14 protein-coding genes are annotated in these 15,468 nt (G+C 29.1%); 2 read left to right on the plus strand and 12 right to left on the minus strand.

From position 1 onward, the window contains the following. Window positions 1–132: 132 nt before the first annotated feature. From ACIQ56_RS07015 to ACIQ56_RS07025, 3 genes are all read right to left on the minus strand, one after another. Entirely contained in the window at window positions 133–1,287 is a 1,155-nt protein-coding gene (locus ACIQ56_RS07015) for an RNA-guided endonuclease TnpB family protein (RefSeq protein WP_397600356.1), read from the minus strand. 162 nt (window positions 1,288–1,449) lie between these two features. After that, complete coding sequence (locus ACIQ56_RS07020; protein WP_397600357.1) at window positions 1,450–2,430, minus strand: rhodanese-related sulfurtransferase; 981 nt, start codon at window positions 2,428–2,430, stop codon at window positions 1,450–1,452. A gap of 75 nt (window positions 2,431–2,505) precedes the next feature. Then, window positions 2,506–2,757, minus strand: coding sequence for a hypothetical protein (locus ACIQ56_RS07025; protein ID WP_397600358.1), 252 nt, complete (start codon window positions 2,755–2,757; stop codon window positions 2,506–2,508). Between the two features lie 156 nt (window positions 2,758–2,913). Between ACIQ56_RS07025 and ACIQ56_RS07030 the strand changes: the two genes are divergently transcribed. Further along, window positions 2,914–4,512 carry an ABC transporter substrate-binding protein gene (locus ACIQ56_RS07030; protein WP_397600359.1) on the plus strand — a complete coding sequence of 533 codons (1,599 nt, stop codon included), beginning with the start codon at window positions 2,914–2,916 and terminating at the stop codon, window positions 4,510–4,512. A 13-nt stretch (window positions 4,513–4,525) separates the two neighbouring features. On the opposite strand, the gene ACIQ56_RS07035 is transcribed toward ACIQ56_RS07030, so the two are convergent. The 9 genes from ACIQ56_RS07035 to ACIQ56_RS07075 form a co-directional block, all read right to left on the minus strand. Then, window positions 4,526–5,266 (minus strand): hypothetical protein, encoded by a 741-nt coding sequence (locus ACIQ56_RS07035; protein WP_397600360.1) that lies wholly within the window; start codon window positions 5,264–5,266, stop codon window positions 4,526–4,528. Continuing rightward, the gene (locus ACIQ56_RS07040) at window positions 5,229–5,429 is read right to left on the minus strand and encodes a hypothetical protein (protein WP_397600361.1); all 201 of its coding nucleotides are present in this window, start codon (window positions 5,427–5,429) and stop codon (window positions 5,229–5,231) included. Before ACIQ56_RS07040 ends, ACIQ56_RS07035 begins: the two co-directional genes overlap by 38 nt. 60 nt (window positions 5,430–5,489) lie before the next feature. Further along, window positions 5,490–6,287 (minus strand): hypothetical protein, encoded by a 798-nt coding sequence (locus tag ACIQ56_RS07045; protein ID WP_397600362.1) that lies wholly within the window; start codon window positions 6,285–6,287, stop codon window positions 5,490–5,492. A 201-nt stretch (window positions 6,288–6,488) separates the two neighbouring features. Further along, entirely contained in the window at window positions 6,489–6,794 is a 306-nt protein-coding gene (locus tag ACIQ56_RS07050) for a hypothetical protein (protein WP_397600363.1), read from the minus strand. Window positions 6,795–6,813: 19 nt separating this feature from the next. Beyond that, a complete protein-coding gene (locus ACIQ56_RS07055) occupies window positions 6,814–8,403 on the minus strand; it encodes a M16 family metallopeptidase (protein WP_397600364.1) in 1,590 nt (529 codons plus the stop codon). Beyond that, the gene (locus ACIQ56_RS07060; RefSeq protein ID WP_397600365.1) at window positions 8,387–9,796 is read right to left on the minus strand and encodes a M16 family metallopeptidase; all 1,410 of its coding nucleotides are present in this window, start codon (window positions 9,794–9,796) and stop codon (window positions 8,387–8,389) included. Before ACIQ56_RS07060 ends, ACIQ56_RS07055 begins: the two co-directional genes overlap by 17 nt. Window positions 9,797–9,872: 76 nt before the next feature. Next, window positions 9,873–12,032, minus strand: coding sequence for a hypothetical protein (locus tag ACIQ56_RS07065; protein ID WP_397600366.1), 2,160 nt, complete (start codon window positions 12,030–12,032; stop codon window positions 9,873–9,875). Between the two features lie 17 nt (window positions 12,033–12,049). Then, window positions 12,050–12,961, minus strand: coding sequence for an AAA family ATPase (locus ACIQ56_RS07070; RefSeq protein WP_397600367.1), 912 nt, complete (start codon window positions 12,959–12,961; stop codon window positions 12,050–12,052). Window positions 12,962–12,991: 30 nt separating this feature from the next. Further along, window positions 12,992–14,422 carry a glucose-6-phosphate isomerase gene (locus ACIQ56_RS07075; protein ID WP_397600368.1) on the minus strand — a complete coding sequence of 477 codons (1,431 nt, stop codon included), beginning with the start codon at window positions 14,420–14,422 and terminating at the stop codon, window positions 12,992–12,994. Between the two features lie 672 nt (window positions 14,423–15,094). Between ACIQ56_RS07075 and ACIQ56_RS07080 the strand changes: the two genes are divergently transcribed. Continuing rightward, entirely contained in the window at window positions 15,095–15,430 is a 336-nt protein-coding gene (locus tag ACIQ56_RS07080; RefSeq protein ID WP_397600369.1) for a hypothetical protein, read from the plus strand. Window positions 15,431–15,468: the final 38 nt, after the last annotated feature.

Genomic DNA, 15,468 nt, shown 5'->3' on the forward strand with positions numbered 1-15,468 from the left:
GCTCCTTTGTTACTTTTTTTTAAGCAACAATTAACTAACAAATTGGAGCTATTTCTTCAATCTTCACAATATCTTTCTCAACTCTTAACTGGCATATATAAATAAAATGGTTTCCATCTCACTTAAGTAAACTTAAATGCTTCTTGGCGTATCATGCCCGATACGGAGTGGGTTTTTATAAACAGATAATAAATTTTTATCTGCATTAGTGGAAAAATGATTTATTTTTCCACATTTCCTGCATTTCCACACTCTTATCCTTAAAATAGTCCGTGGTTGTAAAGAACAACACTTTGAAAACGCCCAAATAAGATCTTTTTCAGGAATCACTTTAAATGTTCTGCCAGCTCTAATGGCTTTGTAGCAAAGCATATTTTGAAAAGGTTTCGAAATAGGACCAAATGATATAAAATGATTATTTTTATCACTTTTCTTTCTTTTTACAGAAATTTGATTTGTAATAATAGATGAAGAGAAATTTATTATTTTAGAAGATTCTTTATGAAAATGATCTAACTTTATATTTTCTATTTTTGCTCTTAAATTTTTTTCTTGTTTCGTTTTAGGAGCTTTTCTTTTTAAGATTTTCAATATGGGCTTTTTCTTTAAAAACTTCTTTTTTAATTTATTTAAAATTTTAATTTTTCTTATATACTTAATAGATATTTTAGGTATATCTATTTTAATTCCATTAGAACATTTAGCTAAGTAATTTGAATCTATAAAAACACCATTTTCAATTAAATTATCATTTGAATAGGGATTCATTCTTGTTTCAAAAGTGATATTTAAATACCATCTTCCTCTGCTATCTTGTGCAAAAGAACCAGATTTAATTATGGCATCATCTGGAATCTCTCTTGAATTCCAAAATTGAAATGTATTTTTATTGTATGAAACTTTATTATTATATATTTTTATCGCTGTTGCTTTAAATGGAATCCAGCCTAATGAATTTTTTCCACGCCAGCGAAGAATATTTTTAAATTGTTTTCTACGTGTCGTATATTCTTCAGATATTGCTTGAATTGTTTGCGAATGAATTCCAAGTTCTTTTGAGCTTCCAGAAACAAGCGAATTCATTTCAAACTTGGTAAAAAAATACGGAACAAAAATTGTTTTTCCAGTTAAAGGATCTATTATTCTTTTGACTGATCTATTCTTTAAAGCTTCTCTTTGGGTATTTTTACAATAATTCCATACAAAATTAACAGAAGAAGACATTTTTTTTAAAGTCCTTCCCGATTTTCCTGAGTCTTTAATTCTGTAATGATAGGTTGTTATCAAAAATATTCCCTTTAAAGCTAATTTTATTTAAAGATAATCAATAAAATGATTAAACTTCAGCTGTAAAATAGCAAAAAAGGGATGAAAAATTCATGAAAGAAAAATTAAAATTTTGTAAGAAAAAAGATAAATTCTATAAGTATTAAATATTATTAATTAAAATTATTTTAATAGACCTTTTTCCCATTGTTCTTTGACTTTTCTTGCTCTTTCTTGTCTAACCTGTAAGGCTTTCATATTGTTTTCACGAATTAAATTTTGGCGTTGAGCCTCTTTTTGATTGTGTCTCTCAAAACAACGAGGGCAATGGACATCTTTTTTATATAAAGGGTTTTTTAAATCATTTTCATTTAAAGGTGTCCAGCAAGAATAACAAATTTCATATTTTGTTTCATTTAAGGCCTTATCAACAGCGACTCTGTAGTCAAAAACAAAACAATCTCCTTTATAGTGATTGTCTTCATGAGGCGCTTTTTGATGAGTTTCTTCGAAATATTTTAATATACCACCTTGTAGTTGATATACTTCTTCAAAACCTTCTTGACGCATAAATGCGGTTGCTTTTTCACAACGAATGCCACCGGTACAAAATGTAACCACTTTTTTATTTTTATAATTGCTAAAATTATCTTCAATCCACTTAGGAAAATCACGAAATTTAGTTAAATTAGGATCGATAGCATTTTTAAATGTTCCTAATTCTACTTCATAGTCGTTTCTTGTATCTAGGATAACAAGATCTTCACCATCATCAAGCCATTTTTTTAATTCTAGGGCTTCTACATATTTACCTGTAAAATGAGCTGGTTGTATGGAGTCCATTCCCATTGGTATGATTTCATTTTTTACCTTAACGAGCATTCTGCGAAATGGGATATGGGAACTAAAGCTTTTTTTAAACTCAATATCCGCAAAATAGGAGTTGCTATGCATAAATTGAATAAATGAGTCAATCGATTGAGCAGAGCCCACTAAACAAGAGTTAATTCCTTCTTTAGCAAGTAAGATTGTTCCTTTAATATTTAAATTATTACAGCAAGTTAGCAGTTCGTTGCGAAGTTGGTTAGGGTCGTCTATTGCAACGAATTTATAATAAGCTATGTTTACATATTCATTAGTGGTTTGTGGTGTTTCTAAAGTCATCAATTTCACCTTGTAAAGTATTGAAATTATTTATGTAAAATATTTTGTATTTTATAAAATGGGAATCATTTTAGTTTAGGACATCATTTCTTTATAGATCTTATTTAAAAGTTCAGTGTCTTTACGTTCCCAAGATGTAAATACGCGACGAGCTTCTCTATTTTGAAGAGCGGTAGAACGGAAAAACTCATAAAATGAATTTTCGGACTCTTGAGTGCGTAAGCTTTGAACATTTTCAGCGTTTATTAATATTTGACTAGCGCCTCTTCGTAAGATGAGGTTGTTGCGGTTCCATTCGATTGAAATAGCAGAAGATGCGAATACCATTGGTTTTTCTCCTTAAGTGGGCAAAACAAGAAATCAAGAATTCCTCATAACTCAAGGAAGTAAGAGACTCAAGTTTAAAATTTAACCTTATTGAGAATTTGGGATAAAAATGAATTAGCAAATGAAAGTAAAATTATTCAGGAGTGAATTGCATTTATGAAATTTAAAATTATCTTATTTTTATTTTTTCTTATTCACATGTCATCATATGCAATAATAAATTCAAATAATTTAAATAACAAAAAATCTGAATTAAATATTGGTTTTTTTTATGCTTTAAAAATTGGTGATCCTCAAAAATGTCCAATAATAATATGTTCTTTAATTAATAAACAAATATTTGAAGGTCTTGTTACTTTAAATGGTGCTGGTAAAATAGTTCCTGGTGCTGCTGAAAAGTGGAATTTAAGTTCAGACGGAAAAACATATACATTTTATTTGAGAAAAAATATGAAATGGTCAGATGGTTCCGACCTAACAGCTCATGATTTTGTATATTCAATTCAAAGAATATTTACTGCAAGTGTTTTTCAAAGAAATACATATGTATCAGAATTTATTGAAAATGGAAAAGAAATATTACGTGGAAAAAAACCTGTTTCTTCACTTGGAGTTAAAGCAATAAATGAGAATACTTTAGAAATTTATTTAACCCAACCTACTCCTATTTTACTTGAAAGTTTATCTGATCCAGCAACATTTCCTGTTCAGAAAAAAAATGTAGAAAAATACGGAGAGAATTTTATTTTACCTCAAAATATTGTTAGTAATGGCAATTATATTTTAAAACAATATAAAAATGGGAAAAAAGTAACTTTAATTAAAAATAAATATTATTGGAATAAGAACAAAAATATTATTGATAAAGTAAATTTTTATTATTACCCTGATTTTCATAAACTGTATAAATTATATTTAAATGGAAAAATAGATATCATTAGCGATGCAAAAATGGAAGGATTTAAAGAAATTATAAATATTCATTCATCCGAAATTATAAAAGTTCCTATCTTGGGTGGATATTTTTATTATATCAATACTTCTTTAGCACCGTTAAACAATAAAAAATTACGACAAGCTTTAAGTATTGCTATAGATAGAGAGGAATTAAATAGAAATGTATATAAAAATTTGCAAACTCCTCTATACCATTTTTTGCCTTATGGATTAAAAAATGACTTTCCAGCGTTTCCTTATTGGTATTATTGGTCAAGAGATAAGCAAATAGAAGAAGCAAAAAAACTTTACTCTGAAGCAGGATTTTCTAAAGAAACACCGTTAAAAATAAAAGTCAATTTTTATAAGTCGGAATTAGATAAAAATGTTGCAAACAATATTTCAAATTATTGGAAAAATATTTTAGGTGTACAAACTGAATTTGAATTTAAAAATTCGTTTAAAATTGTGGAAAATCATAAGACAGAAAATTTTCAAGTGATTAAGATTGAGACAGTTGCTAATATAAATGATATTTATGATTTTTTTAATAATCACACAAGTTCAAACAAATTAAATATCTCTAATTATGAAAATCCAAAATATGATTCTGTTGTAAATAAAATTATGAATGAATTTGATCCTATTAAAAGAAAAGAGCTCAATCATCAGGCTTCACAAATATTAATGGAAGATTTACCAATAATTCCCATATTTAGTCTTGTAAACCATTATATCGTGAAACCTTATGTCTATAATTTCAAAGTAAATAGAATAGAAAGTTTTTTGGTTTCTGAAATTAAATTAGAGAATAAATAAATATTTTAATTATTTATTTAGGATCCTTATCAATTTGTATATATGTATAACCATTAAATTGTGTACCAGATATCATATTAAGCCAAACAATAATTCTTCCTTCTGCCGCATATTTAGTCCAATTTCCTTGTGTTCCTTTAAAATCGGGGCATTCTGTGCCTGATGAGCCATTATAAGCAGAATTTACAGATTTATAATCAAATGTTTTAAGCTCTGATATTTTAAATAGCTTGCAACCAGTTGAGTTCGCTACTGTCCCAAATATGGAGAAATCGGTTATTCCGGTATTATTCGGTGTTTTTGTTATTAAAAGTCCAGTAACAGAAGGTGGAATTGCTCCTTGTCCAGCAATCACTTCTACTTCTATAGGTTCTTTATTTTGAATTTCTGAAGTAACATTATCAGGATCTTTTCCGTAATTTAAAACAACTTTATAAGCTTCTGTTGTGTTTGCTGCAAAGTACCATGTTAATCCATCTGAAGGGACTCTTGTATATTTTGATGCCTCCGTTAAAGTTCCTATTCCACCTGAAGAAATACTTAAAATTAGTGGGGAATTATTATCATTAGGAGAAAAAGTTTGGGTTGAATCTTTGTAGCTTTTTAATGTTATTGTGCATGCAACTCCTTTTATAAGATTAAAAGTAGGTTTAACATCTGTAACTTTAACGTTATTCTCTATCCAATCATTATCCCCTGGTAGAGATTTTGGGCATTTAAGATCTAAAATTAATTCTGTAAATTTTTTTATCATCTGCAGCTGAATAGAGTCTCGAAATATTTACTTCAACTTTATTTGGTTCGCTATCGCCCGATCCAGAGCCCGTATTTGAAGAGCCCGAAGAATCTCGACTATATTTTCTGCCGCAACCAGAAATCAAAACAAAAATAGATACAATAGCAACTAATTTTTTCATACAATATATCTCCTTTTATTAACAAATGAGGAACGGACACGGGGAACATGGATTTTATTTTTATTGTGTCTTAAATTTAATTGGAACTGAAATTGATTGTGTTGCGGAGCCTGTTAATTGATATTCAATTACAAGTCCTCTTTTCGTTTCCGATACAGATTTTGTTGGCTTATAACTTAAATTAAATGTACAAATATTTGTACAATTATTTAAATTTGCAACAGTCCAATCATTTACTCCCGTTCCAATTGCACTATTTAATGCATTTGTATTTACCTTTATAGAACTTATTGGTAAATTCGATAAAGTCGAAAAATTTATCGTTATAACTTGCGAATTTTGTACGGGAACAACTATTGCATTTAAATTTGCATTTGCATTGACAAAAGTTCCATTTATTTGACTTACTGGAAAACTCGAGTTCTCATAGACAGATATGTCATAATTTAATGCGCTTGCCGACAAAAATTCATGAATTTTTCCATCTTCTGTATGATAATAAACATGATCAAAGCTTCCAGAGCCAGATTCATTTAATCTTAATATAGCAGGGCTACTTTCTGGAATTAAAATAACGCCAGTAGCTGTTGTATACTTTTTTATTGTGATGTCGCATTTTACGTTTGCAATTAAATTAATAGGAGAGGATTGACTAAAAATAACATCTGTATCCGTCCAATCATTATCACCTGGTAAGGCATTAGGACAATTTATATCCACAACCATAGACCCTACTGCTGAATATCTAAAAAGAGCTCTATTTGCAGAATAGTTTTCTTTTATGAATTCTTTGCTTGAATCATTTTTACAACTCAAAATAGATAACGAAACAAAAATCGGTAAATAAACTTTTTTCATGAAACAAAATCCTTTATCTATAAAAAATTAAATCCACTGGGATATTAACAAAAAATTTTTTCATTTTGCAAATTATATCTAATATTTATTAATGGTTATGTATTTTAATATTTTTTTTATATTAATTTTGTTTATTTATTTTAATTTTGACAACTTTTGATATTCTAATGGAAAGCTATGAAGCACTCTCTTTTTTTTTACTTATATTTCTACTTTAGCACCATTTGATTCTAAAACTTTTGAAAGCTTGCCTTCAATATCAGAACGGAACGCTTTATGAGTAAAGGAAATTTTTTCAGAAAGATGAGTGCATTTAAAACCATTTGTTTCTTTATTGAGATTAAAAATAACTTCACTTTTTCCTAATTTTGAAAATGTAATGATTACATTTTCTCCAGATAATGAAACACTTGCAATTTTCCCTAACTCTCTTCCAGATAGAGAATCGGTTACTTTTTGTATAAAATCGTTTGCTGAACCAGATGAAACTGAAAATGATTTAATCATAATGAATTTTCCTCTTTAATTAGTTTAAATATTGTTTTGTTAATGTTGATAAATCGGTTAAATTAACAATTTCTATATCACTTATTTTTTTAATTTGGTTAATTTGATCAGCATTGGGGTTTCCCATAATAACTAGAACAGGGTAAATGGAATCTTTTGAAAGCTTTTTTAAAGTATCATTTATATTTGCTAAACTTCTTTGTTTATCTAGTTTTGCGAGATTAAATTCGATTGGATTAATACTTGGTAAAAGTCCTCTTAATATTTGACTCATAAGTTCATCTGATCGATTAAATACTGTTAATTCACTAGCAAGCATTCTATTAATAAGAGAGGTTCTTGAATTATCAAGTTCTTCTTGAGTTATGCCATTCTTTAAAAATTCATCCCAAGTTTTTGTTGCAAGCTGAATTGCTTCCGCAATTCTTTCATTTGGGCTTTGAAAAGTCATGCTAAACATTCCAATGTCCGTATTTGGATAAAGTATAGTTTCATTAAAATAAGCGTGTGGAGAATAGCTAATACCAGAATCTGCTCTAAGGGCTTTTGAAAATCTATCATTTCCAACAATTCCACCGCTTGAAGAAAAGATATCTTCTAAAATATCGAATTGTATGGTTTCGATAGAATTTAATTTTCCAATTTTTGGAAAATAATATCTCAAAGAAATATTGCACTGGCTCATATCGGGTTTGGTAATTATTTCTGTACGTATCGATTTTAAATTTGAATTTTCTATATTTCTTGAAGGAAGCCAAGTTCGTATTGAAGGTTCTAAATAGGGAATTTTTGAAATTAAATTTTTTAACTTATCTAAATCTTTTTGGGAATAAGAGCCAGAAATAAAAGCATTTAAACCATTTCGACTAATTGTTTTTTTGTATAGTTCTTTTATTTTTTCATAGTTAATTTTATCAATTGATTTTGGTGAGGAACGCTCTATTGTTGTTGCAAAATAATGGTCCTTGCCAAATATTATTGAATTTGCTTGCTGATCTATAAAACGAAATTGTTTTTCAGAAGTATTGGAGTCAAGAAGGTTTTTAAACGCATCATTTGATTGTTGTTTCCAAAGTGGAAGTGCTGCTTTATCAAAACGGGGTTTTAAAATAATGTCGGTTAATAAATCGATTACTCGAGAAAAATCTTGAGTAAGGGCATCTGTTGAAATTATAATTTGACCATTTGCTAGTAATGAAGTCTTTAAATTAATTCCATATTCCGTAGTATAATTTTGCAATTCATCAAAATTTAAATTTCCTATTCCTCCATAAGCTAGAAGATCAACCATTGCTCCATAAGAAGGACGATCTTCTTTCGGTAAAGAATAAACGCCACCAGGTAATATAATATTGATTTTAAACTTAAGTGCAGATTCACTTGGTAAAGTATAAATGGCAGCACCGCCATCAACGGGTATTCTTGAATAATTTATACTAGGCCAGGTGATGGAACGCCAATTTAATTCCGTTGGTTTTGAAAAAATAATAGGCCTTGTTGACTGCAAAGCTTCTTGTCCATAAGCATTATTAAATAAAATTGAAGTTAATAAAAAAAATTTACTAGTTACAATTGTGTTAAAAAAATGTTTTTTATTTAGCGGTAACATTTTTTGTTTCCTTATTTTTTTGATATTCAGCATAAAAATCATTACAATTAGGAGCTTCATCTGGTGTCACAACTCCAGTGATATAAAATTTATTTAAACCTAAATTTTCTTTTACCCATTGTCTAAAAGATTCATTTGTAATTGATTTTACTATTTTTTCAGCTTGTCCAGCCGAATTAAAGTCATTTAAGAAAAAAGTATTATCAAGAATGGTATTAACGAGTCCTGTCATTTTTTCAGCTGTTTCTGCATTTGATACGGCGAGTTGTTTTAAAATTTGTCTTCTTATTTTATTGCTAATTGGTTTATTTAAAACCTCTTCAATTCCTTTTTCCCAAAATTTTAAAACAGGATCTAATTTTTGATCTTTAGTTAATGAAATATTTACAATTAGAGGATTATTTTGATTTTGCCAGTATATTTTATAAAAATTAAAGTCTGTAGTTAGTTTTGCTTTTAATAATCTTCTTTCAAAGGTACCATTTATATTATCATCTAATAAAGATTGAAAAATTAAAGAATAAACTATGGATTTTATATTAGATGTATTTGATGGATAAACAATTCTATATTTTTTTGTAAACACGGGAGCGCTACAAATAAATCTTTTTCCAAGATCTCTTGTAAAATAATCGGCTGGAAGTTTGTTATGCTGTATATTTAGTTTTCCTTTCCAATCTCCAAAATATTTTTGAACTAAAGTTGCAACATTTTTGGGATCAAAAGGACCACCTACAATCATTAATGTATTATCTGGTGTATAAAAGTTTTTATAAAATATTTTAGCTGCATCAATACTCATATTTTCAACATCTTTTTTTGCTCCAATGGTCATCCATTCCATTGGAGTGTCTCGTTCCGTAATCGCTCTTATCAGCTCATTGCTACGAGACATCGGATCATTTTCAACTCTAAGTTTTCTTTCAGAAATAACAGCCCCTTTTTCAATGGAATAATAGGGTTCCGTAATATCTAAATTTTGAAAACGAGCGGACTCTAATTTCAGCATGGTTTCCAACGCAGGACCTGGAAAACTAGAATAAAAGGTAACAAAAGAATCATTTGTCCCCGCGTTTCCACTTCCGCCAACAGAGTTTAATACTTTATCGTAATTTCCTTCAGGTGTTCCAATGGTTTTTCGAAACATCATATGCTCAAAAAAATGAGCTAAACCCGTTGTTCTCTTACTTTCACGATTGCTTCCCGCGTCTAATATAAAATGTATTGTAGAAATTGGATTTCTTTTGTCTGGGACGACAATGAGTTTTAGGCCATTCGATAAATGATATTTATATGCCTGAATATTTGATCCTGGTATTATTATTGCAGTTTGATTTAATTTTGGATCTTCTGCAGCAGATGCATATTTTGATAAAGAGGTTATTATTATCATTGTTGAAAAGCAAAATTTCTTAAAAAAAGAAAAATATTGCTTATATAATTTATATTTATCTTGAAGACACATATTTTTAAGAGTCCTTTCTAATATACTTTTGAGCGTAACTTCTTACTCCAGCTTCTGCTAGAATATGAAATGTGCGAACCATTCGAATATCTTCTTGAGGAAATTCATCTAACTTTGCGTAAATGATATTTTTCCTACTTTGTTTTAAAATTTTTGAGATGTGTTGTGAAGGTGGATGATTCGAAATAAATAAAATACTTTTATGATTTGTTGAAAGAGCTCCAGCAAGAATTAAATACTCTGTGGCGTTTTTAGCATAATGTTGAATAAATGGATTTCCCCATGGATTTTCAATAGCACTTGGAAGAGGAATGACAGCAAAACCGCCAAATTCACTTTTAGCAATTCCAGGACCAATTAAATTATCTTTAAATGGAGTTGCATAAAACATTAAATTACTATCATCATGTTGTTCTGCAAGCCAAAAAGATTTCCAAGAATAATTATTATCTTGAGAGGTATCTACAAAACTAAAGACAACGGTTCCAATATCTGGTTTTCCAGTGTTGTGTAAATCTTTAATAATTATTTTTTCTTTATGCCAATTTCGTATTGTTTCTCTTATATCTATACCTTCACAAAAATCTGTTTGTAATTCTTGAAAAGTAATCTCTTGCGACTTTAATTTATCGCTCATATTTTTTTTAATATTCAGAGCAAGTCTTTCCATAAAAATATCTTCACTAGGAAATGAACAAGAATAGGGATGATCTTCATGTACCCAATTATTATCTGCGTATTTGTCTTCGCTAACAGGATCTGTCGATTTGTTTTGATTCAATTTATCTACTGATTTTATTTTAGCTTTACTAAACTTTTTGTTACTTTGTATTGTTTCAAATTTTTGAATACTGATTTTTGACGTTTGGTTGAAAAAAATATTTAATGGCAAATCTAATTGTGGTAAAGTGTTTTCAAAAAGTAAATTTTTTGGAATATCTTTACATTCTTTTAAAAGCTCATAAGCAAAGTTTGAATCTATGACAGACGTTGCTGCTAATAAAATATCAAATATACTTGGAAATAGCATGTTTCTGTCTAATGCTAAACGATAAGAAAATCGAAAGTAGTCTCTTTCTTGACTTGCATTTATTTTTAATTTAGTCCAATCCGCATATTTTTCACAAGTTCTTATAAAAGCGGCTGAATAACTTTTTTTTGCAAAATCAATCCAGTTTAAAATAAATTGATCTTCTTTTATGAGATCTCGAGCAAAAAATCCTGTTAATGATATGTATTCTGAAAAAGTTTCATAGGAAGGTTGTGAAATTACAAATTGTTTATGATTGTGCTTAACTTTAGCATCAACAAATGAGGATATATTATTATTAAAAATAGTTTCGAATTCGGATTTATTTTTTATTTTTCCTAATTTTTTTCCTAAAAATTTTAATAATTCATATCCACAAATAATTATGATTTTTTCATTTTGATGTTTTTGAATAAATTGAATAATATTTTTAGAAGCTAATTCGAATTCACTTTTTATATTTGCATTTTGTTTTATTAAGTTTGATTCATCTGTTTCTAAATTATTTTGAATCCAGGTTGTTAATGCTCCCGATATCATAAGCTCTGTTTGGGGAGTTTCTGCTAAATTATAATGATTATTATGAAGTTTCCATTGTAAAATATTTTCTATTCCGCCTATGCAGTGAACACTTAGACAATTCTCTTGTAATAACTTTAGTAAATATCTTCTTGTATCTAATGGCTCTATAAATATGATAGGATCATCAATCAGTTTATTTAATAAAGTTTCATGAGAATTTGAAGGATTTTTATTTTCAAGATGTTCTTTTGTAGATAATGTAACACAATGTGGAAAACTTTTTATAACACTGTTTAGAATAGGAGTTACTTCCTCAGGAAAATCTATTAAAACGTGAGCATTTTTAAAATGAGAAAAATAATCTGTTCCTATTTCTATATTTTTTACAATTGCACTTTCTTGAAGACTTGTTTTTGTAATGGGATAAAAAATAATATTACTATTTTGGAAATATTTTTGAATTACAATTGAGCGAATATTTCCAAATGAATATTCCCAGCCTAAAAAATTTTCATTCATATTGAAATTTTTTATAAGAAATTCATCAAATTCAAATAAATAATTTTTTGATAGTTTAATCGAATTTTTATTATTACGAATTTTATTTGTCATTTTTTTCGCTTTTTTACTTAAACAGGCCTTAAATTTGGTCTCGTTGAAGATTGCGGATCATTTTGCATTTGTTCATCTGGTGGAAAATATTTTAAAGCATCTTCACCAAGAATTGAGAAGACACTTGCTTTAAGTGCTTTAGGTAAAGTTAAATCTTTGTTCAGCGATTTAAGTCTTTGAGCATATTTTGCAATTTGAATGCCATCTCTTACAGAATAATTCTCTTCATATTTGTGCGAAATAGCTAAAAAACTAACAAGTAAAGTGAGTAAATTTTCTTCTAAATAAGGTACCGCGTAGCGAATGATTCGAGCTTCGGTTTCAATGTCGGCAAAATCAAGAAAAATTTGTGGATTTAAGCGGCTCTGAATATATTCAGGCAAATCATATACACTGGAATCATCATTCATTGTCGTAACAAAACGAAACTCTTTATGAGCATGAATTCGCAAACCCGCAATAACGGAATCAACATAACGACGATGATCTAATAAGGAAGCCAAACTAGCCCAGCTTTTTTCGGACATTCTATTACCCTCATCTAGGATACAAACGCCTCCGACAAGCATTGCAGATACGATTGGGCTTGCTACATAACTGATTTGTTTTCCTTCTGTGATAACCGGGGTAATAATGAGATCGTCTGGTCTTGTATCACTTGTGCCTTGCATTAAGTAAACAGAAGACTGAAGTTCTTTTGCAACGGCAACAGCAAGGGTTGTTTTGCCAACCCCTGGGTTCCCAACGAGTCTTGGATTCATCGGAAGATCATCTTCGGATAGCTTTAACCATGCAGCTCTTAATTGATGTGAAGCTAAATCATTGCCCATCCAATTTGCATTTACTTCATATTCTTTTGCAAGTTTTACGCTAATATTGCCAATTTGGGCAGATTCTTTATCTTTATCAACAATGATATTTGAGCTCATTATTATCCCTTCTCAAAGGCCAAAAAACATTTACTTACTAGTTAAACCTAAAGAGCGTAAACGATTTCCTGTATTAAGTCTGCTTTTAATCTGGGCAGCCTTGTCAGCATAACTAGGTTTGCCCATAAGCGCAAACATGTTGTTTTTATAATCTTCAACTCCAGGTTGATCAAATGGGTTAATTCCTCGCGCATATCCGCCAATTCCACAAGCAAGCATATTTACGTACATCCAATAACCAAGCCACCAAGCATTTAATTCGGGAAGCTCCCAAACTAATGTTGGTACTTTACCATCGGAATGTGCGAGAAATGTTCCTTGTTGAGCTTCGTTTTGGACATAGGATAGATCTTTTCCAGCTAAAAATTCAAAACCGTCTTTTAAATTAGACTCAGGAATTTTTATTTTCCTTTTAATAGATCCTTTTAATAAAGAATATTCATCTTGAATTTTAATATGTGTAGCAAATAAATGTCTTTCTCCATCTTGGAAATATTGTCCTAATGAATGCAGATCGGTTGTAAAGTTAGCGCTTGCTGGAAATATTCCTGTGTTTTCTTTGCCGTCACTTTCACCAAAAAGTTGTTTCCACCATTCTGCTATCCCTTTTGCCTTTGGAGTCCAAGTGCATAGGGATTCTATTTTGTATTTATTTGCATATAAAACATTGCGGATTCCCGCATAACAAAGAGCAGGATTTGTTTCAATAGAATGATTTTTTTCAGAAGTACAATCATCAAATGCTTGCGCTGCTCCCGCCACAAATTCTGTTACGTTAATTCCGGCAATGGCTAGAGGCAATAAACCTACTGGTGTGAAAACAGAATAACGACCACCAACATTTTTAGGGATAGGAAAATAGGGATAATTATTTTCTTTTGCAATTTTTAATAAAGTACCATCTTGAGGGTCGGTTATTGCAAATATGCGATGAGATGCTTCATCGGAGCCAAATCTATCGTCTAAATATTGTTTTAAGACGCGGAAAGCCAAGGCTGGTTCCGTGGTGCCCCCCGATTTCGATACCACAATGATACTTGGGGTATAGGAGTCAAGGGCATCGAGAAGTTCCGATAATTCGTCGAGAGCAATATGATGGCCAGCCCAAAATAAAAGCGGTTTACGATGTAACGATTCTTGATTCACAGAAGCATAGGAATGAGTAAGGGCCTCATAAACCGCTTTTGTGCCTAATAAGCTACCTCCAATGCCAACAATAACAACGGCATCAGAGTGGTTGCTTATCGTATCAACCGTTTTTTTTATAGAAGACAAGATGTTAGGGCATTCTTCTTTTACATAATTTACCCAACCTGTAAATTCAGGGCTTTTGCCTTTTCCAGAAAGTAATGATTTTTTTGCAGAAATTAAATTATTTATTTCATTGGAAAGATGTTTTTCTATAGGAAAAACATCGTGGGCTTTCGTCCAATCTAAAATAAGTCGTTTTTCTTGTGACATTTTTAAAAACTCCTATGAGGCCATTTTATAGTCTATAACTAGCCAAGTTATAATTCACACAGGGAATTCGAATTTGCAATAATACGACATATAAATAACGCAACGAATTTATTTGATAATTATTTAAATAAAGAAAGTGCCTTTATTTACAACGAGTTGAGCTATTTATTAAATTCAAAAGATTATGATATTTAAGTTTTATTTTGTATTTATTATTTAAATAGTCTTATTTTTAAAAGAATAAAATAATTAATAATCTTTGTAAAAATATGTTACATAAAAAAGAATAGACCCCGTAATTTTATATAATTATATAATTATATAATTATATTGATTACTTGAATTTGTTATATTGATTGTTTTATTAAATTTAAAAAATATCATTATAATATATATATAATTATAATGATATATGTGTATTATATGTTTCGTATTCATATTATTATTAAAAAAATAAAATATATTTACAATACTTATTTTAATTAAATGATTAATTATACATATATTTTATATGGATTTTTCATTAAATATTTCGTTGAAATTAAGTTGACATTAATTCTTTTGTAAAATAAATAACCAAATCTTATTTAAGTAGAAACTGAATTCTATTTAATTAATATATCTTATTTTTTTCTAAAGATTAATTTAATAATTATTATAAGGAAATTTTATATGATTTTAAGAAGCGTTGTATTGGGTTCTATTTTTTCTGTTATTTTAGTTTCATGTAATAATAAAGCGAGCAATAACGCTTCTAATCAAAAAGATGATAGCGCTAGTGATTGTAAAAATGAAATTCGTGGCGGATTTGATATTGGTTCTGGTTCAACAAAGTTACAAGTAGCTTCTGTAAAAGTATGCAAAAATGGCGACATTACAATTGAAAAGTCTTACTTTAAAGAAAATGCTAATGTTCAATATAAAGTGATTCCTTTTGGTGGACAATATGCTATGAACTTAGGCGTTCATATAGAAGGGTTGTCCAATGTTAAAGAAGAAATCAGTTAAAAGTCAATATTCTCTTGAGTTTAAAAATCAAGTTCTAG

Origin of the sequence: Silvanigrella sp., from assembly GCF_044369315.1 — a bacterium.
Classification (GTDB): Bacteria; Bdellovibrionota_B; Oligoflexia; order Silvanigrellales; family Silvanigrellaceae; genus Silvanigrella.